This window comes from Burkholderia sp. PR2 (genome assembly GCF_052372875.1).
GTDB lineage: Bacteria > Pseudomonadota > Gammaproteobacteria > Burkholderiales > Burkholderiaceae > Burkholderia > Burkholderia diffusa.
Genome location: NZ_JBQRWH010000004.1, coordinates 2,939,245 through 2,959,804, shown reverse-complemented (window position 1 = coordinate 2,959,804; position 20,560 = coordinate 2,939,245). Strand labels below are relative to the sequence as shown.

20 protein-coding genes are annotated in these 20,560 nt (G+C 67.5%); 14 read left to right on the top strand and 6 right to left on the bottom strand.

Annotated elements, in window-relative coordinates; genetic code table 11:
• Nucleotides 1-123: 123 nt before the first annotated feature.
• From ACT2FV_RS30860 to purU, 5 genes are all read left to right on the top strand, one after another.
• Nucleotides 124-2,130, top strand: a complete 2,007-nt coding sequence (locus ACT2FV_RS30860; RefSeq protein WP_124626291.1) for a monovalent cation:proton antiporter family protein — start codon at nt 124-126, stop codon at nt 2,128-2,130.
• Between the two features lie 78 nt (nt 2,131-2,208).
• Entirely contained in the window at nt 2,209-2,775 is a 567-nt protein-coding gene (locus ACT2FV_RS30855) for an adenine phosphoribosyltransferase (protein ID WP_059526281.1), read from the top strand.
• 34 nt (nt 2,776-2,809) lie between these two features.
• Nucleotides 2,810-3,424: a LysE family translocator gene (locus tag ACT2FV_RS30850; RefSeq protein WP_059598829.1), complete on the top strand. Its 615-nt coding sequence runs from the start codon at nt 2,810-2,812 to the stop codon at nt 3,422-3,424.
• A 5-nt stretch (nt 3,425-3,429) separates the two neighbouring features.
• Entirely contained in the window at nt 3,430-4,287 is an 858-nt protein-coding gene (locus tag ACT2FV_RS30845; RefSeq protein WP_444505351.1) for a DUF4743 domain-containing protein, read from the top strand.
• A gap of 76 nt (nt 4,288-4,363) precedes the next feature.
• Nucleotides 4,364-5,248 carry a formyltetrahydrofolate deformylase gene (gene purU, locus ACT2FV_RS30840; protein WP_124626287.1) on the top strand — a complete coding sequence of 295 codons (885 nt, stop codon included), beginning with the start codon at nt 4,364-4,366 and terminating at the stop codon, nt 5,246-5,248.
• 119 nt (nt 5,249-5,367) lie between these two features.
• Here the strand turns inward: purU and ACT2FV_RS30835 are convergent, their stop codons facing one another.
• Together ACT2FV_RS30835 and uvrA are read right to left on the bottom strand one after the other, a co-directional pair.
• A complete protein-coding gene (locus ACT2FV_RS30835; protein ID WP_059598826.1) occupies nt 5,368-6,450 on the bottom strand; it encodes an AI-2E family transporter in 1,083 nt (360 codons plus the stop codon).
• A 255-nt stretch (nt 6,451-6,705) separates the two neighbouring features.
• On the bottom strand, nt 6,706-9,591 hold the full coding sequence (uvrA, locus tag ACT2FV_RS30830) for an excinuclease ABC subunit UvrA (protein ID WP_444505350.1): 2,886 nt from the start codon (nt 9,589-9,591) through the stop codon (nt 6,706-6,708).
• A gap of 267 nt (nt 9,592-9,858) precedes the next feature.
• Here uvrA and ACT2FV_RS30825 point away from each other — a divergent pair, with 267 nt between their 5' ends.
• The 9 genes from ACT2FV_RS30825 to ACT2FV_RS30785 all read left to right on the top strand — a co-directional run bounded on the left by ACT2FV_RS30825 (nt 9,859) and on the right by ACT2FV_RS30785 (nt 17,567).
• Complete coding sequence (locus tag ACT2FV_RS30825) at nt 9,859-11,046, top strand: MFS transporter (protein ID WP_174909361.1); 1,188 nt, start codon at nt 9,859-9,861, stop codon at nt 11,044-11,046.
• A gap of 103 nt (nt 11,047-11,149) precedes the next feature.
• Nucleotides 11,150-11,704 carry a single-stranded DNA-binding protein gene (locus ACT2FV_RS30820; protein WP_044847450.1) on the top strand — a complete coding sequence of 185 codons (555 nt, stop codon included), beginning with the start codon at nt 11,150-11,152 and terminating at the stop codon, nt 11,702-11,704.
• Between the two features lie 113 nt (nt 11,705-11,817).
• Complete coding sequence (gene mug / locus ACT2FV_RS30815; protein ID WP_444505349.1) at nt 11,818-12,369, top strand: G/U mismatch-specific DNA glycosylase; 552 nt, start codon at nt 11,818-11,820, stop codon at nt 12,367-12,369.
• Complete coding sequence (locus ACT2FV_RS30810; protein ID WP_444505348.1) at nt 12,356-12,979, top strand: DNA-3-methyladenine glycosylase; 624 nt, start codon at nt 12,356-12,358, stop codon at nt 12,977-12,979. Before mug ends, ACT2FV_RS30810 begins: the two co-directional genes overlap by 14 nt.
• A 71-nt stretch (nt 12,980-13,050) precedes the next feature.
• Nucleotides 13,051-13,815: a ParA family protein gene (locus ACT2FV_RS30805; RefSeq protein ID WP_444505347.1), complete on the top strand. Its 765-nt coding sequence runs from the start codon at nt 13,051-13,053 to the stop codon at nt 13,813-13,815.
• A gap of 462 nt (nt 13,816-14,277) precedes the next feature.
• On the top strand, nt 14,278-14,859 hold the full coding sequence (gene phaP / locus ACT2FV_RS30800; protein ID WP_059603023.1) for a TIGR01841 family phasin: 582 nt from the start codon (nt 14,278-14,280) through the stop codon (nt 14,857-14,859).
• A gap of 256 nt (nt 14,860-15,115) precedes the next feature.
• Nucleotides 15,116-16,297, top strand: a complete 1,182-nt coding sequence (locus tag ACT2FV_RS30795; protein WP_108064745.1) for an acetyl-CoA C-acetyltransferase — start codon at nt 15,116-15,118, stop codon at nt 16,295-16,297.
• 214 nt (nt 16,298-16,511) lie between these two features.
• Nucleotides 16,512-17,255 carry an acetoacetyl-CoA reductase gene (gene phbB / locus ACT2FV_RS30790; protein WP_124900901.1) on the top strand — a complete coding sequence of 248 codons (744 nt, stop codon included), beginning with the start codon at nt 16,512-16,514 and terminating at the stop codon, nt 17,253-17,255.
• 111 nt (nt 17,256-17,366) lie between these two features.
• Nucleotides 17,367-17,567: a hypothetical protein gene (locus tag ACT2FV_RS30785; RefSeq protein WP_151052546.1), complete on the top strand. Its 201-nt coding sequence runs from the start codon at nt 17,367-17,369 to the stop codon at nt 17,565-17,567.
• Between the two features lie 80 nt (nt 17,568-17,647).
• On the opposite strand, the gene ACT2FV_RS30780 is transcribed toward ACT2FV_RS30785, so the two are convergent.
• Genes ACT2FV_RS30780 through ACT2FV_RS30765 form a run of 4 tightly spaced genes read right to left on the bottom strand, consistent with a single transcriptional unit; the run spans nt 17,648 to nt 20,520 of the window.
• Nucleotides 17,648-17,941 carry a hypothetical protein gene (locus tag ACT2FV_RS30780; RefSeq protein WP_059447900.1) on the bottom strand — a complete coding sequence of 98 codons (294 nt, stop codon included), beginning with the start codon at nt 17,939-17,941 and terminating at the stop codon, nt 17,648-17,650.
• Nucleotides 17,942-17,963: 22 nt separating this feature from the next.
• Nucleotides 17,964-18,485 carry a hotdog family protein gene (locus ACT2FV_RS30775; protein WP_444505346.1) on the bottom strand — a complete coding sequence of 174 codons (522 nt, stop codon included), beginning with the start codon at nt 18,483-18,485 and terminating at the stop codon, nt 17,964-17,966.
• Nucleotides 18,482-19,300 (bottom strand): beta-ketoacyl synthase chain length factor, encoded by an 819-nt coding sequence (locus tag ACT2FV_RS30770; protein WP_174906133.1) that lies wholly within the window; start codon nt 19,298-19,300, stop codon nt 18,482-18,484. The genes ACT2FV_RS30775 and ACT2FV_RS30770 overlap by 4 nt, the downstream gene beginning before the upstream one ends.
• Nucleotides 19,297-20,520, bottom strand: coding sequence for a beta-ketoacyl-[acyl-carrier-protein] synthase family protein (locus ACT2FV_RS30765; protein ID WP_444505345.1), 1,224 nt, complete (start codon nt 20,518-20,520; stop codon nt 19,297-19,299). Before ACT2FV_RS30765 ends, ACT2FV_RS30770 begins: the two co-directional genes overlap by 4 nt.
• Nucleotides 20,521-20,560: the final 40 nt, after the last annotated feature.

Sequence of the window (20,560 nt, the reverse complement as noted above, 5' to 3'; positions counted from 1 at the left end):
GCGGAGTATAGCAAAGGCGTTTGTTCGCCGCGCCGCGCCTTCGGACTCGTCCGATGCCGCTTGCCCACCGCCACCACCCGCGCCCGCATTGCCGTGGCCCCGACGAACGAGGACGCTTCGCCCGTGATTTCCCCGCTCGAAATGACCCTGCTGCTGCTGCTGGCCTCGGTGGTGGGCGTCGTCGTATTTCGCTCGCTGAACCTGCCGCCGATGCTCGGCTACCTGACCGTCGGCATCCTGGTCGGGCCGCACGCGTTCGGCGTCGCCGCGGATCTGGAGCGGGCCGAGCATCTCGCGGAATTCGGCGTGGTGTTCCTGATGTTCTCGATCGGCCTCGAATTCTCGCTCGCGAAGCTGCGGGCGATGCAGCGGCTCGTGTTCGGGCTGGGCCTCCTGCAGGTGGTCGCGACGCTCGTGCTCGCGCTGGCGCTCGGCCTGCTGTTCGAGCGCTGGGTGCACATCACGTGGCAGGGCTGCATCGCGCTCGGCGGCGCGCTCGCGATGTCGTCGACGGCGATCGTGTCGAAGATGCTCGCCGAGCGGCTCGAGATCGAGACCGCGCACGGCCGCAACATCTTCGGCGTGCTGCTGTTCCAGGATCTGGCCGTGGTGCCGCTGCTGATCGTGATCGCCGCGTTCGGCGCCGAGTCGTCGAAGGATCTCGCGCTCACGCTCGGCTTCGCGGCGGTCAAGATCGTGATCGCGCTGACGCTGCTGCTGGTCATCGGGCAGCGTTTCATGACGCGCTGGCTGAACGTCGTCGCTCGGCGCCGCTCGCAGGAGCTGTTCGTGCTGAACCTGCTGCTCGTCACGCTCGGCGCCGCGTTCATCACCGACCGCTTTGGCCTGTCGCTCGCGCTCGGCGCGTTCATCGCGGGGATGCTGATCTCCGAGACCCCGTTCCGCCATCAGGTGGAGGAGGACATCAAGCCGTTCCGCGACGTGCTGCTCGGCCTGTTCTTCGTGACGACGGGGATGCTGCTCGATCCGCGCGTGATCTGGGAGCATCCGGTGCTCGTGTTCGGCTTCTTCGTCGGGCAGATCCTGTTCAAGGCGACGACGATCGCCGGACTTGCGCGGTTGTTCGGCGCGACGCCGGGCGTCGCGATGCGCACCGGCATCGGCCTGGCGCAGGCCGGCGAATTCGGCTTCGTGCTGCTGAACCTGATCCTCGACCGCCATCTCGTCGATTCGACGCTGCTGCAGGCGATCCTCGCGTCGATGCTGCTGTCGATGCTCGCCGCGCCGTTCCTGATCCAGAACGCCGATCGGATCGTGATGCGGCTGTCGTCGACGGAATGGATGCAGCAGTCGCTGCAGATGACGCGGATCGCGACGCAAAGCCTCAAGCAGCGCGGCCACGTGATCATCTGCGGCTACGGCCGCGCGGGGCAGAACCTGGCGCGCATGCTCGAGCAGGAAGGCATTCCATACGTCGCGCTCGACCTCGACCCCGATCGCGTGAGCGCGGCTGCGACGGCCGGCGAATCGGTCGTGTTCGGCGACGCGGCGCGTCGCGAGTCGCTGCTCGCGGCCGGTATCCATCGCGCGGCGGCCGTCGCGATCACGTATGCGAACACGCCGTCCGCGCTGCGCGTGCTGCATCACGTGCACGAACTCGAGCCGACGCTGCCGGCGATCGTGCGCACGGTCGACGACGCCGATCTCGAGAAGCTGCTCGCGGCCGGCGCGACCGAGGTGATTCCGGAGATCGTCGAGGGCAGCCTGATGCTTGCGTCGCACACGCTGGTGCTGGTCGGCGTGCCGATGCGCAAGGTCGTGCGGCGCGTCGAGGAGATGCGCGACGAGCGCTACAGCCTGCTGCGCGGCTATTTCCGCGGCGCGGACGATGCGGACGACGACGATCACGAGCAGGTGCGGCTACAATCGGTGCCGGTCGACGCGCGCGCGGATGCGGTCGGACGCTCGCTGGAGGAACTCGGGCTGTATGCGCTCGGGCTGGAAGTCACGGCGATCCGCCGGCACGGCATCCGCGGCGTCGAACCCGATCCGCAGACCAAGCTGCGCGCGAGCGACATCGTCGTGCTGCGCGGGCTGCCCGAGGCGCTCGCGCTTGCCGAGGAGCGGCTGTCGCGGCATCGGCGCGAACCGCCGGCCGCAGTCGCGTGAGTCGCGATTCGATAACCTGACCCGTATTTACTCGAAACGGTGCCCGATCTTCGCGCACCGTTTTTTTCGGAGAATTTCATGCCGCATTCGTCGTCGGGCGCACCGCTCGATCCGGTCGCCTTCATCCACAGCCAGATCCGCACCGTGCCCGACTGGCCGCAACCGGGCGTGATGTTCCGCGACATCACGACGCTGCTGCAGAGCCCGAAGGCGCTGCGCATCCTCGTCGACCTGTTCGTCGAACGCTATGTCGATGCGAAGCTCGACTATGTCGCGGGCCTCGACGCGCGCGGCTTCATCATCGCGCCGATCGTCGCGTACGAGTTGAGCGTCGGCTTCGTGCCGATCCGCAAGGTCGGCAAGCTGCCGTACAAGACGTGCTCGGAGTCGTATGACCTCGAATACGGCAGCGCGACCGTCGAGATCCACGAAGACGCGTGCCGCGCCGGCGACCGCGTGATCATCATGGATGACCTGATCGCGACCGGCGGCACGATGATGGCGGGGCGCAACCTGCTGCAGCGGCTCGGCGCGGTCGTCGTCGAAGGTGCGGCGATCATCGATTTGCCCGATCTTGGCGGCTCGACGCTGCTGCGCAACGCGGGGCTGCCCGTCTATACCGTCACCGAATTCGCCGGCCACTGAACCACTGGACGCCGGCCCACGCCGCGAGGTCACGATGCCCAACTTCATGCTGTTTCTCGCCACGTCGATCGCGATCACGTTCGCGCCGGGTCCCGACAACCTGCAGGTGCTCGCGCGCGGCATCTCGCAGGGCCGAGCGGCCGGCTTCGTCGCCGCGCTCGGCTTCACGGCCGGGATCCTGTTCCATACGACGCTCGCGGCGCTCGGCGTCGCGGCCGTGCTGCGCTCGTCGCCGGTCGCGTTCCAGACACTGAAGCTCGCGGGCGCCGCGTACCTCGTGTGGATCGGCATCAAGGCGTTGCGCAGCCAGGGGCTCGCGAACGCGCACGCGCGTCCGCCGCAGCCGCTTGGCGCGATCTTCCGGCAGAGCGTGATCGGTAACCTGATGAACCCGAAGGTCACGCTGTTCTTCGTCGTGTTCCTGCCGCAGTTCGTCGATCCGCATGGCGTGCAGGGCGTGACGCTGCAGATGTTCGAGCTCGGGGCGCTGTTCATGCTGCAGACGGCCGTGGTGTTCTCGCTGTTCGGCGTCGGCGCGGGCGCGATCGGCACATGGCTGAAGCGCCGCCCGAAGGCCGGCGTATGGCTCGACCGGATCGCCGGCGCGACGTTCATCGCGATCGGCATTCGCGTCGCGCTGAAGGACTGAGCCCGATGACGTTTCCTTGCATCGCGGCCGCGCGCCGCTTCGATCCGGCCGCGCACCTGCGTTTCGAGATCGCCGGCGAGCAGGTCGGCTGGGTGCGTCGCCAGGACGTCGTCAAGCTCGCCCGCTGGCCCGACGTGTTCGAGCTGACCGACATGCGCGTCGTGCTGTCGGCGCGTTATGACACGGTCGACGCGCGCAGCATGGCGCTCGCGAGCGCGATCGGTGCGCTGGCGGCCGAGGGCGCGATTCCGGGCTGGCGCGACGAGATCTACGCGATCCGCAACCGCTTCGACGATCCACCGCTCGCGTATATCGAACGCGCCGCGTCGCGCTTCTTCGGCACGCAGACGTATGCAGTGCACCTGAACGGCATCGTAGAATATGCGGTTGCGCCGGGTGAGCCGGCCGTGCCGCGGATGTGGCTCGGCCGCCGCAGCGCGACCAAGGCAACCGATCCCGGCATGCTCGACAACGTCGTCGCGGGCGGCATCGGCTGGGGCCTGGGCGTTCACGAGACGCTCACGAAGGAATGCTGGGAAGAGGCCGGCATGCCGGCCGAACTGGCGGCGCGCGCGATCGCGGGCCGGGCGGTGCAGGTGCTGTGCTCGCTGCCGGAAGGCACGCAGTCCGAACTGATCTTCGTGTACGACCTGCCGCTGCCGCGCGACTTCGCGCCGCACAACCAGGATGGCGAAGTGGCCGAGCACCTGCTGGCCGGTGTATCCGAAGTGGTCGGCTGGCTGCGCGAAGGCCGCGCGACGATGGATGCGAGCCTCGCGATGCTCGACACGCTGCTGCGCCATCGCTGGCTCGCGGCGGCCGACGCAGCGGGCATCGACGCGCTGTTCGCGCCGGCCGCGTAATGCGCAGCACGCCGGCCCGGGCGCGGCCGAACGAATGGCCTATTTGACGAACACCGAAACGAAGGGAGTAGCGGTCATGTCGACCGATCACAGCTTTATCTTGAAACTGTCGTGCCCCGACCGGCACGGCATCGTCCACGCAGTCTCGGGCTTCCTGTTCGAACGCGCCAACAACATCCTCGATTCGGCGCAGTTCGGCGACAGCCGCACCGGCGAGTTCTTCATGCGCGTGCACTTCGTGCAGGACGGCGGGGGCGCGGATGCCGCGTCGGCGCTCGACACGCTTCGCAACGAATTCGCGCCGCTCGCCGAGCAGTTCGCGATGCGCTGGGAGATGCACGACGCGGCCGTGAAACCGCGCGTCGTGATCATGGTGTCGAAGATCGGCCACTGCCTGAACGACCTGCTGTTCCGCTACCGCACCGGCCAGCTGCCGATCGAGATCCCGGCGATCGTGTCGAACCACAAGGAGTTCTACCAGCTCGCCGCGAGCTACAACATTCCGTTCCATCACTTCCCGCTCGTCGGCGGTTCGTCCGATGCGGCGAAAGCCGCGCAGGAAGCGCGTGTGCTCGAAGTGATCGACGAACACCAGGCCGATCTCGTCGTGCTCGCGCGCTACATGCAGATCCTGTCGCCGAATATGTGCCAGCAGCTCGCCGGCCGGGCGATCAACATCCACCATTCGTTCCTGCCGAGCTTCAAGGGTGCGAAACCGTACTACCAGGCGTTCGACCGCGGCGTGAAGCTGATCGGCGCGACCGCGCACTACGTGACGACCGATCTCGACGAAGGCCCGATCATCGAGCAGGAAGTCGAGCGCGTCGACCACAGCATGACGCCCGACCAGCTCACCGCGATCGGCCGCGACGTCGAGTGCGTGACGCTCGCGCGCGCCGTGAAGTGGCACGTCGAGCACCGGGTCGTGCTGAACGGCACGAAGACGGTCGTGTTCCGCTGATCGGCGGTGCGGGGCGGCCATTGGCCGGCCGCTGGCCCGGATGCAAAAACGCCGCGCCCTTGATGGGGCGCGGCGTTTTTTTATCGCGTGACGCGCGTGACGCGCCGGGCAGCGTTGCGTCAGATCAGCCGCAGCATGTACAGCTCGCGCTTCAGGTATGCATAGAAGATCGGTGCGGCGATCACGCCCGGCAGCCCGAACGCGGCTTCCATGATCAGCATCGCGAGCAGCAGTTCCCACGCGCGCGACTCGATCTGGCCGCCGATGATCTTCGCGTTCAGGAAGTATTCAAACTTGTGGATCACGACGAGGAACGCGAGCGACGCGATCGCGGTGCCCATGCTGACCGACAGCGACACCGCGACGATCAGCGTGTTGGAGATCAGGTTGCCGATCACCGGCAGCAGCCCGACGATGAACGTGACGAGCACGAGCGTCTTCGACAGCGGCAGCTGCTGGTGGAAGATCGGCAGCGCGACGAGCAGGTAGACCGCCGTGAATGCCGCGTTGATCGCCGAGATCTTGATCTGCGCGAACACGATCCGGCGGAACGACTCGGCGAAGCGCGACACGCGCGTGACGAGCGCGGTCGACAGCGGCCGGCGCACCTTGCCGTGCTCGACGCCGATCGCGATCATCGCGCCGATGATCATCCCGAACAGCACGTGGCCGAAGCCGCGCGCGACGCTCTTGCCGCCTTGCTGGAGCTGATCCATGTGCGAGTGCATCAGCAGCGCCGCCTTGGTCTTCATCTGTTCGACGTCGACGGGCAGCAGGTTCGCGATCCAGGCTGGCGTGCGGGCGCGGGTCTGCTCGACGATCTGCATCAGCTGGTCGAGCAGGCTCTGCAGGTTCGGCACCGTGTGCTCGAAGTGCTCGATGATGCCGATCGTCAGGCCGGTGAGCCCGCCGACGATCGCGATCGACAGCAGCACGACGGCGACCCAGCGGGCGCGCATGCTTGTGGTGTGGCGTTCGATGACCGGCGCGATCGTGTGGATCAGCTGATAGACCAGCAGGCCGGCCAGCAGCCCGCCCAGCAGCTTGAGCTCGATGACGAGCACCATCGCGACGAGGGCGAACAGATAGCTGCCGATCTCGATCGCAGACAGCTTCGGCAGGCTGAAGTCGCTCGTCAGCCGCACGCTGCGCAGGTGCGGCTCGCGGCTCTGGGCGTCGCGCGACTCTTGTTGCTTCTCCATCGTGGATTCCTGTCGTTCGTGTGTCATGCCGCGCGGTGGGCGGCAGGACGGCGGTCGCCCGGCGCCGCACCGGATTGGTGCGGATGGCGAACCTTACGACCGTAAAGTATAGCTGCCATTATGGTCCGCCACGGGGCTGTTTGGCTCGTGGTGTAAACGCAGAGGGGAAAACCGCGGAAGGGGAAACGATGACGCCGGCGCCGCCGCGGGCGCCGGGCGCGCGCGGCCGGCAGCCGCGCGCGGGAACGGCAATTGTCAGCCGGCCGCCGCCTTGCGGGTCGGACGCTTGAGCAGCGGCGCGAGGTACTTGCCGGTGAAGCTCGCCTTCGTCTTCGCGACCTGCTCGGGCGTGCCCTGCGCGATGATCTGGCCGCCGCCGGCGCCGCCTTCGGGGCCGAGGTCGATCACCCAGTCGGCCGTCTTGATCACGTCGAGGTTGTGCTCGATGATCACGACCGTGTTGCCCTGGTCGCGCAGCCGGTGGATCACCTCGAGCAGCAGCGCGATGTCGTGGAAATGCAGGCCGGTGGTCGGCTCGTCGAGGATGTACAGCGTGCGGCCCGTGTCGCGCTTCGACAGCTCCAGCGACAGCTTCACGCGCTGCGCCTCGCCGCCCGACAGCGTCGTGGCCGACTGGCCGAGGCGGATGTAGCCCAGGCCGACGTCGAGCAGCGTCTTCAGCTTGCGGGCGATGACCGGCACCGCGCTGAAGAATTCGTACGCGTGCTCGACCGTCATGTCGAGTACTTCGCTGATGTTCTTGCCCTTGTACTGCACTTCGAGCGTTTCGCGGTTGTAGCGCTTGCCGTGGCACACGTCGCACGGCACGTAGACGTCCGGCAGGAAGTGCATCTCGACCTTCAGCACGCCGTCGCCCTGGCACGACTCGCAGCGGCCACCCTTCACGTTGAACGAGAATCGGCCCGGATCGTAGCCGCGCTCCTTCGCGGTCGGCACGCCCGAGAACAGCTCGCGGATCGGCGTGAACAGGCCCGTGTAGGTGGCCGGGTTCGAACGCGGCGTGCGGCCGATCGGCGACTGGTCGACGTTGATCACCTTGTCGAAGTGCTCGAGGCCTTCGATCGCCTCGTGCGGCGCCGGCTCGGCCGACGAGCCGTACAGGTGGCGCGCGACCGCGTGGTACAGCGTGTCGTTGATCAGCGTCGACTTGCCGGAACCCGACACGCCGGTGATGCAGGTCAACAGGCCGACCGGCAGCTCGAGATCGACGTGCTTCAGGTTGTTGCCGTGCGCGTCGACGATGCGCAGCATCCGCTCCGGATCGGGCGCGATCCGCTCGTCCGGATACTCGATCGTGCGGTTGCCGACGAGATACTGGCCCGTCAGCGACTGCGGGTTCGACTGCACCTGCTTCGGCGTGCCTTCGGCGACCACCACGCCGCCGTGCTCGCCCGCGCCGGGGCCCATGTCGACGACGTAGTCGGCCGTGCGGATCATGTCCTCGTCGTGCTCGACGACGATCACCGAGTTGCCGAGGTCGCGCAGGTGCTTGAGCGTCGAGATCAGGCGGTCGTTGTCGCGCTGGTGCAGGCCGATCGACGGCTCGTCGAGCACGTACATCACGCCCGTCAGGCCCGAGCCGATCTGCGACGCGAGGCGGATGCGCTGCGCCTCGCCGCCGGACAGCGTCTCGGCGCTGCGCTCGAGCGACAGGTAGTCGAGGCCGACGTTGTTCAGGAAGGTCAGGCGCGCGACGATTTCCTTGATCACCTTGTCGGCGATCTCGCGCTTCGCGCCGTCGAGCGACAGGCCGTCGAAATAGCCGAGCGCGTCGCGCAGCGGCCAGCCGCTGATTTCATAGATGCCGCGCGCGTAGTCGCCGGTGCCGACCCGCACGTGGCGCGCCTCGCGGCGCAGCCGCGTGCCGTCGCACGACGGGCATGGCTGGTTGTTCTGGTATTTCGCGAGTTCTTCGCGCACCGCGACCGAATCGGTTTCGCGGTAGCGGCGCTCGAGGTTCGGGATGATCCCTTCGAACACGTGCTCGCGGATCGTCGTGCGGCCGCGTTCATTGATGTACGAGAACGGGATCGTCTGCTTGCCCGAGCCGAACAGCAGCACCTTGCGGATCTTCTCCGGCAGGTCCTCGAACGCGGCGTCGATGTCGAATTCGTAGAATGCCGCCAGGCTCTGCAGCATCTGGAAGTAGAACTGGTTGCGGCGGTCCCAGCCCTTCACGGCGCCCGCGGCGAGCGACAGCGACGGGTGCGCGACGACCCGCTTCGGATCGAAGAACGTGATCTGGCCGAGGCCGTCGCATTCCGGGCACGCGCCCATCGGGTTGTTGAACGAGAACAGGCGCGGCTCGAGCTCCTGCAGCGAGTACGAGCAGATCGGGCAGGCGAACTTCGAGCTGAACAGGTGTTCGCGGTCGGTGTCCATTTCCAGCGCGATCGCGCGGCCGTCGGCGAGGCGCAGCGCGGTCTCGAACGATTCCGCGAGGCGCTGCTTCATGTCCGGGCGCACCTTCAGGCGGTCGACGACGACGTCGATCGTGTGCTTGTCGTTCTTCTTGAGCTTCGGCAGCGACTCGACCTCGTAGATCTTCGCGACGCCCTCGTTCGCGGTGCCGCCGCCCGAGCGCACGCGAAAGCGCACGAAGCCCTGCGCCTGCATCTCCTCGAACAGCTCGACGTGCTCGCCCTTGCGGTTCGCGACCACGGGCGCGAGGATCATCAGCTTGGTTTCCTCGGGCAGCGCGAGCGCCGCGTCGACCATCTGCGACACGCTCTGCGCCTCGAGCGGGATGTCGTGGTCGGGGCAATACGGCGTGCCGACACGTGCGAACAAAAGTCGCAGGTAGTCGTGGATCTCGGTGACCGTGCCGACGGTCGAACGCGGGTTGTGGGACGTCGCCTTCTGCTCGATCGAGATCGCGGGCGACAGGCCCTCGATCAGGTCGACGTCGGGTTTCTCCATCAGTTGCAGGAACTGGCGGGCGTACGCGGACAGGCTCTCGACGTAGCGGCGCTGGCCCTCGGCATAAAGGGTGTCGAACGCGAGCGACGACTTGCCCGACCCGGACAACCCGGTAATCACGACCAGCTTGTGGCGCGGCAGGTCGAGATTGACGTTTTTCAGGTTGTGGGTGCGTGCCCCACGGATACGGATCTGTTCCATGAACCTGGCGAAAATGGAGGGAACCAAACCTGCTACTATAACGGCTTTTCGAGGCCGTCGTTGGGGGTCCCCAGCCTTTGCAGCAGCTGGCAGCAAGGCGGTGTCCACGCCGGGGAAGCGGCCGCGCCGCACGGCTCGAGGCGGCCCGCAGGCAGCCTGCGTGACCTCCCGGAAAGCGGTCCCGGAAAGCGCCTGCCGGGCCGGTGGCCCTGATCTTCCGCCGCCCGCCGCCGGGCGGACATTCCGATCATTCGAAATTCATTCCCGATGTCCAATCCGTCCGCCACGTCTTCCCGCATGAGTGCGCCCGAACTGCGCGCGACCACGTCGCTCGCGGCGATCTTCGCGCTGCGCATGCTCGGCCTGTTCATGATCATGCCGGTGTTCTCGGTCTACGCGAAAACCATCCCGGGCGGCGACAACGTGCTGCTCGTCGGCATCGCGCTCGGGGCCTACGGCGTCACGCAGTCGCTGCTGTACATCTTCTACGGGTGGGCGTCAGACAAGTTCGGCCGCAAGCCCGTGATCGCCACCGGCCTGCTGATCTTCGCGCTCGGCAGCTTCGTCGCCGCGTTCGCGCACGACATCACGTGGATCATCGTCGGCCGTGTGATCCAGGGCATGGGTGCCGTGTCGTCCGCGGTGCTCGCGTTCATCGCCGACCTGACCTCCGAGCAGAACCGCACGAAGGCGATGGCGATGGTCGGCGGCTCGATCGGCGTGTCATTCGCGGTCGCGATCGTCGGCGCGCCGATCGTGTTTCACTGGGTCGGGATGAGCGGGCTGTTCGCGATCGTCGGCGTGCTGTCGATCCTCGCGATCGGCGTCGTGGTGTGGATCGTGCCCGACGCGGCGAGGCCCGTGCACGTGCCGGCGCCGTTCGGCGAGGTGCTGCACAACGTCGAGCTGCTGCGCCTGAACTTCGGCGTGCTGGTGCTGCACGCGACGCAGACGGCGCTGTTCCTCGTCGTGCCGCGCCTGCTGGTCGACGGCGGGCTGCCGGTCGCCGCGCACTGGAAGGTCTACCTGCCGGTGATGGGGCTCGCGTTCGTGATGATGGTCCCGGCGATCATCGTCGCGGAAAAACGGGGCAAGATGAAACCGGTGCTGCTCGGCGGCATTCTGGCTATCCTCATCGGCCAATTGTTGCTCGGCAGCGCACCGCATACCATCCTGATTGTGGCGGCGATCCTGTTCGTGTACTTCCTGGGCTTCAACATCCTGGAAGCGTCGCAGCCGTCGCTCGTGTCGAAGCTCGCGCCCGGTTCGCGCAAGGGCGCGGCCACGGGCGTCTACAACACCACGCAATCGATCGGGCTCGCGCTCGGCGGCATCGTGGGCGGCTGGCTGCTGAAGCACGGCGGCGCGAACACCGTCTTCTATGCCTGCTCGGGGCTCGTGGCGGCGTGGCTTATAATCGCGGCCAGCATGAAAGCGCCGCCGCGCAAGGCCTGAACCCTCTTTTCGGGCAGGCACCGGCGGCGCTCGCCGGCTTGCCCGGCGGGCCGCTCCGACGATATTCGCGGGCGGCCCGGCATCGAATTTACTGGAGAAACACATGGCATCCGTCAACAAGGTCATCCTCGTCGGCAATCTCGGCGCCGATCCTGAAGTCCGTTACCTGCCGAGCGGCGACGCGGTTGCGAACATCCGTCTCGCGACGACCGATCGCTACAAGGACAAGGCAAGCGGCGATTTCAAGGAAATGACCGAGTGGCACCGCGTCGCGTTTTTCGGCCGTCTCGCTGAAATCGTCAGCGAATACCTGAAGAAGGGTTCGTCGGTCTATATCGAAGGCCGTATCCGCACGCGCAAGTGGCAGGGCCAGGACGGCCAGGATCGCTATTCGACCGAAATCGTCGCCGACCAGATGCAAATGCTCGGCGGCCGCGGCGGTTCGGGCGGCGGCGGTGGCGGCGGTGACGAAGGCGGTTACGGCGGCGGCTACGGTGGTGGTGGTGGCGGCGGTCGCGGCGGCGAACAGATGGAACGCGGCGGTGGCGGCGGCCGTGCCGGCGGTGCGCCGCGCGGCGGTGCAGGCGGCGGTCAGAGCCGTCCGAGCGCGCCGGCAGGCGGCGGTTTCGACGAGATGGACGACGATATTCCGTTCTGACGGAACGTCGGCATCCCGCACCGGAATGGGCCCGAATGTCCGAGTCAAGCCAATCGCTTGGCACGGACCTTCGGGTCTTTTTCCGTTTACGCCCCGCGCCCCGGAGACCGCCAGTGGCTGACGCGCTCCCCGACCTCATCTCCCCGCGGCTCGATGTGCTGTTCTGCGGGATCAACCCCGGCATGACCGCCGCCGCGACAGGGCATCATTTCGCGGGCAGGAACAACCGCTTCTGGCGCGTGCTGCATCTCGCGGGCTTCACGCCGGACGAAATCGCGCCGAGGGACGACCGGACGATCCTCGCGTACGGATGCGGGCTGACCGCGGTCATACCGCGACCGACCGCGAGCGCCGATCAGCTGACGCACGCGGAATTCGTCGCCGAGGCGGCCGTCCTCGAGCAGAAGATCGTGCATTACGCGCCGCGCTTCGTCGCGTTCCTGGGCAAGGCCGCGTACGCCGCGCTCTCCGGACGACGCGAGATCACGTGGGGCCGGCAAGCCGAGCACTTGCAGCGCGCGACCGTCTGGATCCTGCCGAATCCGAGCGGCAGGAACCGCGCATTCGGCATCGACGACCTGGTCGACGCGTATCGCGAGCTACGAGAAGCGGCGCACGCCGTTTCGGGCCGCCGGCAGCAGGGGACGTCGGATGCCGCGCAATAAGCCCGCGTCGTGCTGGCCGGGCGCGCTGTTGCCGCGCGCGTTCTTCGATCGCGCGGCCACCGAAGTCGCACCGCAACTGCTGAACAAGATCCTGGCGGCAGCGGACGGCCGTGCGGGCCGGATCGTCGAAGTGGAGGCCTATGCGGGTGCGATCGACCCGGCCGCGCACACCTACCGCGGCAAAACGCCGCGCAATGCGACGATGTTCGGGCCGCCCGGGCATATGTACGTCTATTTCACCTATGGCATGCACTGGTGCTGCAACTGCGTGTGCGGTCCGCAAGGCGCCGGGACGGGCGTGCTGATCCGTGCGCTGGAGCCGCTGCACGGGCTCGAACGGATGCGTGCGGTCCGGCCGCCGCTGACGCGCGATCGCGATCTGTGCCGGGGGCCCGCGCGGCTGACTCAGGCACTCGGCATCGCCGGCGCGCAGGACGGGGTCGATCTGGTCGCCGCGCTTGAAGGTTTCGCGCTCGTGGATGACGGCATGGCGCCGCCCGCGAACCTGGCGGGCGGGCCGCGCGTCGGCATTCGCGTCGGCCAGGAGCTGCCCTGGCGATGGAGCGTGCCCGGCAACCGTCATGTGTCGGGACCGCTGCCGCGCATCTGACGTATGTCACGCGGTCGCCACGAATGACCGGCTAAGCTCGTTCTTTCGACGTTTCGATCGAAGGAGACACCATGCGGCGGGTCGTATTCAACCAGAAGGGCGGTGTGGGCAAGTCGACGATCGTCTGCAACCTGGCGGCGATCAGCGCGAGCGAAGGGCTGCGCACGCTCGTCATCGACCTCGACGCGCAGGCGAATTCCACGCGCTACCTGCTCGGCGACCGCGCGGCCGACGCGCATCCCGGCGTCGCCGACTTCTTCGAGACCGCGCTGACGTTCAACTTCCGGCCGGTCGACGTCGCCTCGTTCATCCATCCGACGCCGTTCGACGGGCTCGACGTGATGCCCGCGCATCCGGACCTCGACGCGCTGCACGGCAAGCTCGAATCGCGCTACAAGATTTACAAGCTGCGCGATGCGCTCAACGAGCTCGACACCTACGATGCCGTCTACATCGACACGCCGCCCGCGCTGAATTTCTACACGCGCTCGGCGCTGATCGCGGTCGAGCGTTGCCTGATTCCGTTCGACTGCGACGACTTCTCGCGTCGGGCCCTGTACACGCTGCTCGAGAACGTGAAGGAAATCCAGCAGGACCACAACGCGGCGCTCGAGGTCGAAGGGATCGTCATCAACCAGTTCCAGCCGCGCGCGAGCCTGCCGCAGCGGCTGGTCGACGAACTCGTCGAGGAAGGCCTGCCGGTGCTGGCGTCGCGGCTGTCGGCGTCGGTGAAGATCCGCGAGTCGCATCAGCAGTCGACGCCGGTGATCCATCTCGAGCCGGCGCACAAGCTCGCGCAGGAGTTTCGGGCGCTGCATCGCGAACTGGTCGGGTGAGGGGGGGCGCCGCAGCTCCCTCCCGGCAATTCATATACGATCATTGAATTCGCCATTAATAATCCCGGAAACGATTTCAAAATAAATCTGGAAAAACGATTACATAATCATCTGTCCCGTTTTCAATGCGCGCCCTTTTTCTAATAACGGGAATAATGACGGGGTAAATGTTGCGGCCGGCTACCGCGGGTTATGCTGTAAAAAGGTAAAGGTCATTGTTGGGCAAGGCGTTGCGAGGCGACCCCATTATGAACAAGCACCGTTGTGAAGCGGTCACTTCGACATTTAAGGGTTTTCACCTAGTATTAATGCCACTTAATTGACAATTAATCCATCTAAAATGGCCATCCTCAACTCTTCACAATCAATCGTGCCTGAGGGTTGTGAATAAGGAAGCAGGCCCTCGATCTGACTTCCATTTTCTTTACGTCGTCTCTCGCATTGCCAACAGGAGCGTGCCCGATGTCCGTATTTGCCCCCGAAAAATTCGCCGCCGATTATCAGTCCGGAATCGCCGCCTGGTTCGCGATTGCCCGTCCGGCAATCAATGGTTTCGAGGCAGTCGTCGAACTCAACCTGCAAGCGGCCAAGACGGCGCTCCAGGAATACGAGGACAAGCTGAAGAACGCGTTCAACGCGAGCAACCCGGCTGCAGGCTTCGCGCAGCAAGTCGCCGCACCGCAGGAAGCCGCCGGCAAGGCCGTCGCATACGGTCGCCATCTGTTCGATATTGCCGTGTCGACGCAGGCCGAGTGGGCGAAGGTTGCCCAGGCTCAGTACGAACAGAACGACCAGCGCGTGAAGGAAGTGGTCGGCGAGTTGACGAAGCATGCGCCGGCGGGTTCGGGCGCCGTGGTCGCCGCGCTGAATTCGGCGCTGTCCGCGGCGACGGCCGCGGCCGACTCCGTGCGTGCTGCGACGGGGCAGGCGATCGAAGCCGCGCAAAGCGGTTTCGACGCAGTCAGCGAAACGACGGCCCGCGGTGCCAAGCAGACCGCCGCCGCTGCTCGCAAGGAAACCGCTTCGCGCGAATCGGCTGCATGAGCGCATGTCGCGCGCAGGCGCGACGCTGATTGAGCGGCGCCGGCGGGCGCCGGCCGCCGCGTGTGCCGCGTGGCGTTCGGCGTATGTCCGGCCGCCGCAGCGTGCCCGGACACGGTCGGGGCGGGCGCATGCGCGGCACGCGTGAGCGTGCGAACGTGCAGCCGCATCGCCGGCCGCACGGCGCTCACGCGCCGCCGCCGCGCGGTACCGGCACGCAACACGGATCGACCCACTGATTTCAATGCAGGAAGAGAACATGACGGACGTAGTGATCGTATCGGCCGCGCGGACCGCGGTCGGCAAATTCGGCGGTTCGCTCGCGAAGATCGCGGCACCGGAGCTGGGGGCGACGGTGATTCGCGCGGTGCTGGAGCGTTCGGGCGTGAAGCCCGAGCAGGTGAGCGAAGTGATCATGGGCCAGGTGCTGGCGGCGGGTTCGGGGCAGAACCCGGCGCGCCAATCGCTGATCAAGGCCGGCCTGCCGACCGCGGTGCCGGGCATGACGATCAACAAGGTGTGCGGCTCGGGCCTGAAGGCCGTGATGCTGGCGGCGAACGCGATCGTGGCGGGCGACGCGGACATCGTGATCGCGGGCGGCCAGGAAAACATGAGCGCGGCGCCGCACGTGCTGCCGGGCTCGCGCGACGGGTTCCGGATGGGCGACGCGAAGCTGGTCGACACGATGATCGTGGACGGCCTGTGGGACGTGTACAACCAGTACCACATGGGCATCACGGCGGAGAACGTCGCGAAGGAATACGGGATCACGCGCGAGGAGCAGGACGCGTTCGCGGCGCTGTCGCAGAACAAGGCGGAAGCCGCGCAGAAGGCCGGGCGCTTCGATGCGGAGATCGTGCCGGTGTCGATTCCGCAGCGCAAGGGCGAGCCGCTGCAGTTCGCGACCGACGAGTTCGTGCGTCACGGCGTGACGGCGGAATCGCTGGCGGGGCTGAAGCCGGCGTTCTCGAAGGACGGCTCGGTGACGGCGGCGAACGCGTCGGGGCTGAATGATGGCGCGGCGGCGGTGCTGGTGATGTCGGCGCAGAAGGCGGCAGCGCTGGGCCTGACGCCGCTTGCGCGGATCAAGGCATACGCGAACGCGGGCGTGGATCCGAGCGTGATGGGCATGGGTCCGGTGCCGGCCTCGCGCCGCTGCCTGGAGCGTGCGGGCTGGACGCCGGGCGACCTGGACCTGATGGAAATCAACGAGGCATTCGCGGCGCAGGCGCTGGCGGTGCACAAGCAGATGGGCTGGGACACGTCGAAGGTGAACGTGAACGGCGGGGCGATCGCGATCGGTCACCCGATCGGCGCGTCGGGCTGCCGGATCCTGGTGACGCTGCTGCACGAGATGGTCAAGCGCGATGCGAAGCGCGGGCTGGCGTCGCTGTGCATCGGCGGCGGGATGGGCGTCGCGCTCGCGGTCGAACGCGGTTGAGCAGGGTCTGACGATATTGCACGCGGGTGGCGCCGGCCGGTGCCGCCCGCGTGCGCAGCAACCTTCGCGCGGAACAAGCAACCAACAACAAGCGTGATGTACCGGTGCGCCGTGCCCGCCTTGCGGGTGCCAGCGCATCGCAGCGGTGGGGCGGCAGCATGTGCCATGCCGTCGCTCCGCATCATTGACTACCTTTTTGTCGGTAACTTATAGGATGACTAAGCGAATTGCAGTTGTGACTGGTGGAATGGGCGGCCTCGGCGAAGCGATCAGCATCCGGTTGAACGATGCGGGCCACCGGGTCGTCGTCACGTATTCGCCGAACAACGCGGGCGCCGATCGCTGGCTGACGGAAATGCATGCGGCCGGCCGCGAATTCCATGCGTATCCGGTGGACGTGGCCGACCACGATTCGTGCCAGCAGTGCATCGACACGATCGTGCGGGACGTCGGCCCGGTCGACATCCTGGTGAACAACGCGGGCATCACGCGCGACATGACGCTGCGCAAGCTCGACAAGGTCAACTGGGATGCGGTGATCCGCACCAACCTCGATTCCGTGTTCAACATGACGAAGCCGGTCTGCGACGGCATGGTCGAGCGCGGCTGGGGACGCATCGTCAACATCTCGTCGGTCAACGGCTCGAAGGGCTCGGTCGGCCAGACCAACTACGCGGCCGCGAAGGCCGGCATGCACGGCTTCACGAAATCGCTCGCGCTCGAGATCGCGCGCAAGGGCGTGACGGTGAATACGGTATCGCCGGGCTATCTCGCGACGAAGATGGTGACGGCGATCCCGCAGGACATCCTCGATACGAAGATCCTTCCGCAGATTCCGGCGGGACGGCTCGGTCAACCCGAGGAAGTCGCGGCGCTGATCGCGTATCTGTGCTCGGAGGAGGCCGGCTTCGTGACGGGCTCCAACATCGCGATCAACGGCGGCCAGCACATGCACTGACGCGCGGCGGCCCGGGCGGCGTTCGCGCGCGCCCGGGCCGTGCTTCCGCTGTATCCAGCGCCGGGATGGCGCGGCACGCGCGCCGCCCCGGCCTCGCATTCCGGAGGAGGCATGGGTGACACCTGGATGGGACTCGCGATCGGCGGCTCGGCACTGGCCGTCGCGCTGACGATGGCGATCGCGCTTCACTGGCTCGAGCGGCGCCGTGCGCGGCGGCTGCGCAACTTCGATCCTCTCGATTGCTGGCTCGTCGCGTATGGCAAGCGCCTCGCGCGCGGGCCGGCGCGTCGCACGCGTAGCGGCGCGCGCTGACGGCGGCGGTGCGGCAACGGCGCGTTCACGCGTCGTGCCGCATCGCGCGCGTTCGTGTGCGGTACGCGGAACGCCCGCGGTCAATCGCTGCTTTTCGCCGAACCTTCGCCCGAATCGTTCTTGTGGAAGATCCGCTTCGTCGTGCGCTTGGTGGCATCCCAGCCCTCGCGCGACGCGTGCGCGATGCCGTGGCCGACCGTCTTCGCGGCGCTCGCGGTTGCGTGGCCGAAGCTTCGCGCGGCCTCGCCGGTCTTGTGCGCAGCTTCTTTCGAATCGCGCTTGATGTCCTGCTTCACTTCCGACATGTCCGCGTGCGCGATCGGGCTGATCAGCGCGAGAACGAACGCGGTGCAAATGAACTGACGTGCTTTCACGACCTGGTTTCCTTGGGGCTAGTCATCGAGGGTCCGCGCGGCCGGCAGGCGGCGGAACGAATACGCCGGCCGCCGATGCATCGAGCATCACCGCGGCGCGGCCGCCGAGCAGCACGCGCTCGCCGCAGCGCAGCGTAAAGCCGTACAGCACGGAGCGGTCGTCGCCGCCGATGCGCTCGGCGTCGACGATCAGCGGCAACTCGAACGTGTCGAGCCGATCGACGAACGCGTCGACGTTGCGCACGCTCGCCAGATAGCCGGCGCGCGGCCGCGCAGGTTCCGTTTGCGCGTGTTGCGTACCGACCAGCGCGCCGTGCACGGCCATCGCCTGTGCCGCGTATTCGATTCCGCAGACCGATGCGAGCCGGCCGTGCGAGCGAAGCGGGTTGTGCGGATCGCGATGGCTCGTCGCGCTGCAGCGGATCCGCACGGCATCCCATGCATCGACGCGATCGAGCAAGCACATCGCGCCTTCGTGCGGAATGTGCGCGGCGATCCATGCGCGATCGAGCGTTGCCGTCGTCAGCGCAGGCGTCGTCGTCATTGCGCGTGCTCCGCCGCGGGATTCGCCAGCGCGATATCGACCTGCACGCGCGTATCGTCCAGATAGTCGAGCACGACGCTCGCCGTGTGCCGAGCCGCGAGCGCGTCGAGCAGCGGCAGTGCGCGCGCGGCCGGATTGCCGGTGCGCAGCGCGTCGAGTTCGGGGTTCGCGAGCGTCGTCGCCGGCGCGTCGGTGAGCTGCACGTCGATGCGCGCGAGCGTGCGTTCGCTCGCGTCGGGCACGAGCACGAGCGCGACGCCGAATGCGTCGACGATCGGTCGCACCGCACGCAGCGGCTCCGGATAGTCGGTGTCGTAGGCGATCAGCAGGCTCGGCACATGATCGACCGCGACCTGGCACAGGCTCTCCAGCAAGCCCGCGGCAAAGCTGCCGTCGTGAGCGCACAGCACGTTCGACGTCGCCATCGCGCGGGTCGCGATGCTCCAGTAGCCGGCCGGCGCGTTGTGCACGGAGTTGTGAAAGCGGGTGGGCGACAGGTGGCGATCGTCGCCGGCGAGGGTCTCGCAGATCGCATGGCAGTTCTGGCCGTCGCCGCCGGACGCGCTGAACACGGTCGCGAGCGTGGCGGCATCGCGCCCGCTCGCGGCTGCCGCCTCGAGGCCGACCGCAAGCGCGACGCGCACGACGGGGCCGGTGCGGCGGCGTTCCGCCGGCGGCAGGCTGGCGGGCGGCGGCAGCACGGTGCGCGCGCTCGCATAGGCCGCGCGGCCCGCGAGCACGTCGGCCGCGTGCGGCCAGTCGTTCAATCCCGGCCCGACGAGGCCGACACTTTCGATGAAGGCGGTGAGGGTCATGTCGGCTCCCGGCGGCGGGCATGCTCGGCGCGGCCGAGGATCAGGCTGCAGTTCGTGCCGCCGAATCCGAACGAATTCGACAGGACCGCACGCACGCGCGCCGCGCGGCTCGCGAGCACGTAGTCGGCGGCCAGCGCCGGGTCGGGCTGCGTCGTGTTGACGCCGGCCGGCACGAACTGCTCGCGGAGCGCGATCGCGGCGACGACCGCTTCGAGCGCGCCGGCCGCACCGAGCGTGTGCCCGGTCGCCCCCTTCGTCGAGCTGCACGGCGTGCGCGCGAGCAGCGCGCCGACGGCGCGGCTTTCGGCGGCATCGTTGCTGGGCGTCGCGGTGCCGTGCAGGTTCACGTAGTCGATGTCCCCTGCCGCGAGGCCGGCCGACGCGAGTGCCTGTTCGATCGCGATGCGCGCGCCGAGCCCTTCCGGATGCGGCGACGACATGTGATGCGCATCGCTCGATTCGCCGATGCCGAGCAGCAGGATCGCGTCGTCGTCGAGCGCGGCGCGTGTATCCGGCACGCGTTCGAGCAGCGCGAACGCAGCCGCTTCGCCGATCGAGATGCCGTCGCGCGCGACGTCGAACGGCCGGCACGGCCTGCGCGACAGCAGTTCGAGCGAATTGAAGCCGTACAGCGTCGTCAGGCACAGCGAATCGACGCCGCCGACGACGGCCGCATCGATCAGCCCCGCTTCGATCATCCGGCGCGCGGAGCCGAATACCTTCGCGCCGGACGAACACGCTGACGAGATCGCCATCGCCGGCCCGCGCAGCGCGAAATACGCGCGCACGAACGCGGCCGGCGAATACGGGTTGTGCGTGTGCGCATAGCGGAACCCTGCGGGCAGCGCGCCGCTCGCCGGATCGCGTTGCGCGTACGCGCGTTCGGTCTCGAGGATGCCGGACGTGCTCGTGCCGATGAACACGCCGACGCGCGCGGCGCCATGGCGCGATACGGCCGCCGCGACGCGCGCGTCGAAGCCGTCCTGGACGAGGCCGAGTTGTGCGAGGCGGTTGTTGCGGCAGTCGAAGTCGGCGAGATCCGTGCGCACGGGATGCGCATCGACGCCGTCCACCGCGCCGATCCAGGTGTCGAGATCGGCGCGTTCGAAGTCGCACGGCGTGAGCCCGCCGCGTGCGTTGCGCAGCGCGTCGAGGGTCGCATCGAGGCCGCTGCCGATGCAACTGGTGGCGGTGAAGTGCGAGAGCAGGAGAGGTTTCACGAGGGTCGTATCCGGTGGCCGGAACGGGCGCCGCAGCAGG

Bases quoted from the DNA above. Each gene is read 5' to 3' on its own strand.
- ACT2FV_RS30770 (WP_174906133.1), bottom strand. From the start codon at position 19,300: ATGACCCTCACCGCCTTCATCGAAAGTGTCGGCCTCGTCGGGCCGGGA.
- ACT2FV_RS30810 (WP_444505348.1), top strand. From the start codon at position 12,356: ATGCCGCGCAATAAGCCCGCGTCGTGCTGGCCGGGCGCGCTGTTGCCG.
- ACT2FV_RS30820 (WP_044847450.1), top strand. From the start codon at position 11,150: ATGGCATCCGTCAACAAGGTCATCCTCGTCGGCAATCTCGGCGCCGAT.
- ACT2FV_RS30795 (WP_108064745.1), top strand. From the start codon at position 15,116: ATGACGGACGTAGTGATCGTATCGGCCGCGCGGACCGCGGTCGGCAAA.
- phaP (WP_059603023.1), top strand. From the start codon at position 14,278: ATGTCCGTATTTGCCCCCGAAAAATTCGCCGCCGATTATCAGTCCGGA.
- ACT2FV_RS30805 (WP_444505347.1), top strand. From the start codon at position 13,051: ATGCGGCGGGTCGTATTCAACCAGAAGGGCGGTGTGGGCAAGTCGACG.
- ACT2FV_RS30785 (WP_151052546.1), top strand. From the start codon at position 17,367: ATGGGTGACACCTGGATGGGACTCGCGATCGGCGGCTCGGCACTGGCC.
- purU (WP_124626287.1), top strand. From the start codon at position 4,364: ATGTCGACCGATCACAGCTTTATCTTGAAACTGTCGTGCCCCGACCGG.
- ACT2FV_RS30775 (WP_444505346.1), bottom strand. From the start codon at position 18,485: ATGACGACGACGCCTGCGCTGACGACGGCAACGCTCGATCGCGCATGG.
- ACT2FV_RS30850 (WP_059598829.1), top strand. From the start codon at position 2,810: ATGCCCAACTTCATGCTGTTTCTCGCCACGTCGATCGCGATCACGTTC.
- ACT2FV_RS30855 (WP_059526281.1), top strand. From the start codon at position 2,209: ATGCCGCATTCGTCGTCGGGCGCACCGCTCGATCCGGTCGCCTTCATC.
- ACT2FV_RS30825 (WP_174909361.1), top strand. From the start codon at position 9,859: ATGTCCAATCCGTCCGCCACGTCTTCCCGCATGAGTGCGCCCGAACTG.
- ACT2FV_RS30845 (WP_444505351.1), top strand. From the start codon at position 3,430: ATGACGTTTCCTTGCATCGCGGCCGCGCGCCGCTTCGATCCGGCCGCG.
- phbB (WP_124900901.1), top strand. From the start codon at position 16,512: ATGACTAAGCGAATTGCAGTTGTGACTGGTGGAATGGGCGGCCTCGGC.
- ACT2FV_RS30835 (WP_059598826.1), bottom strand. From the start codon at position 6,450: ATGGAGAAGCAACAAGAGTCGCGCGACGCCCAGAGCCGCGAGCCGCAC.
- uvrA (WP_444505350.1), bottom strand. From the start codon at position 9,591: ATGGAACAGATCCGTATCCGTGGGGCACGCACCCACAACCTGAAAAAC.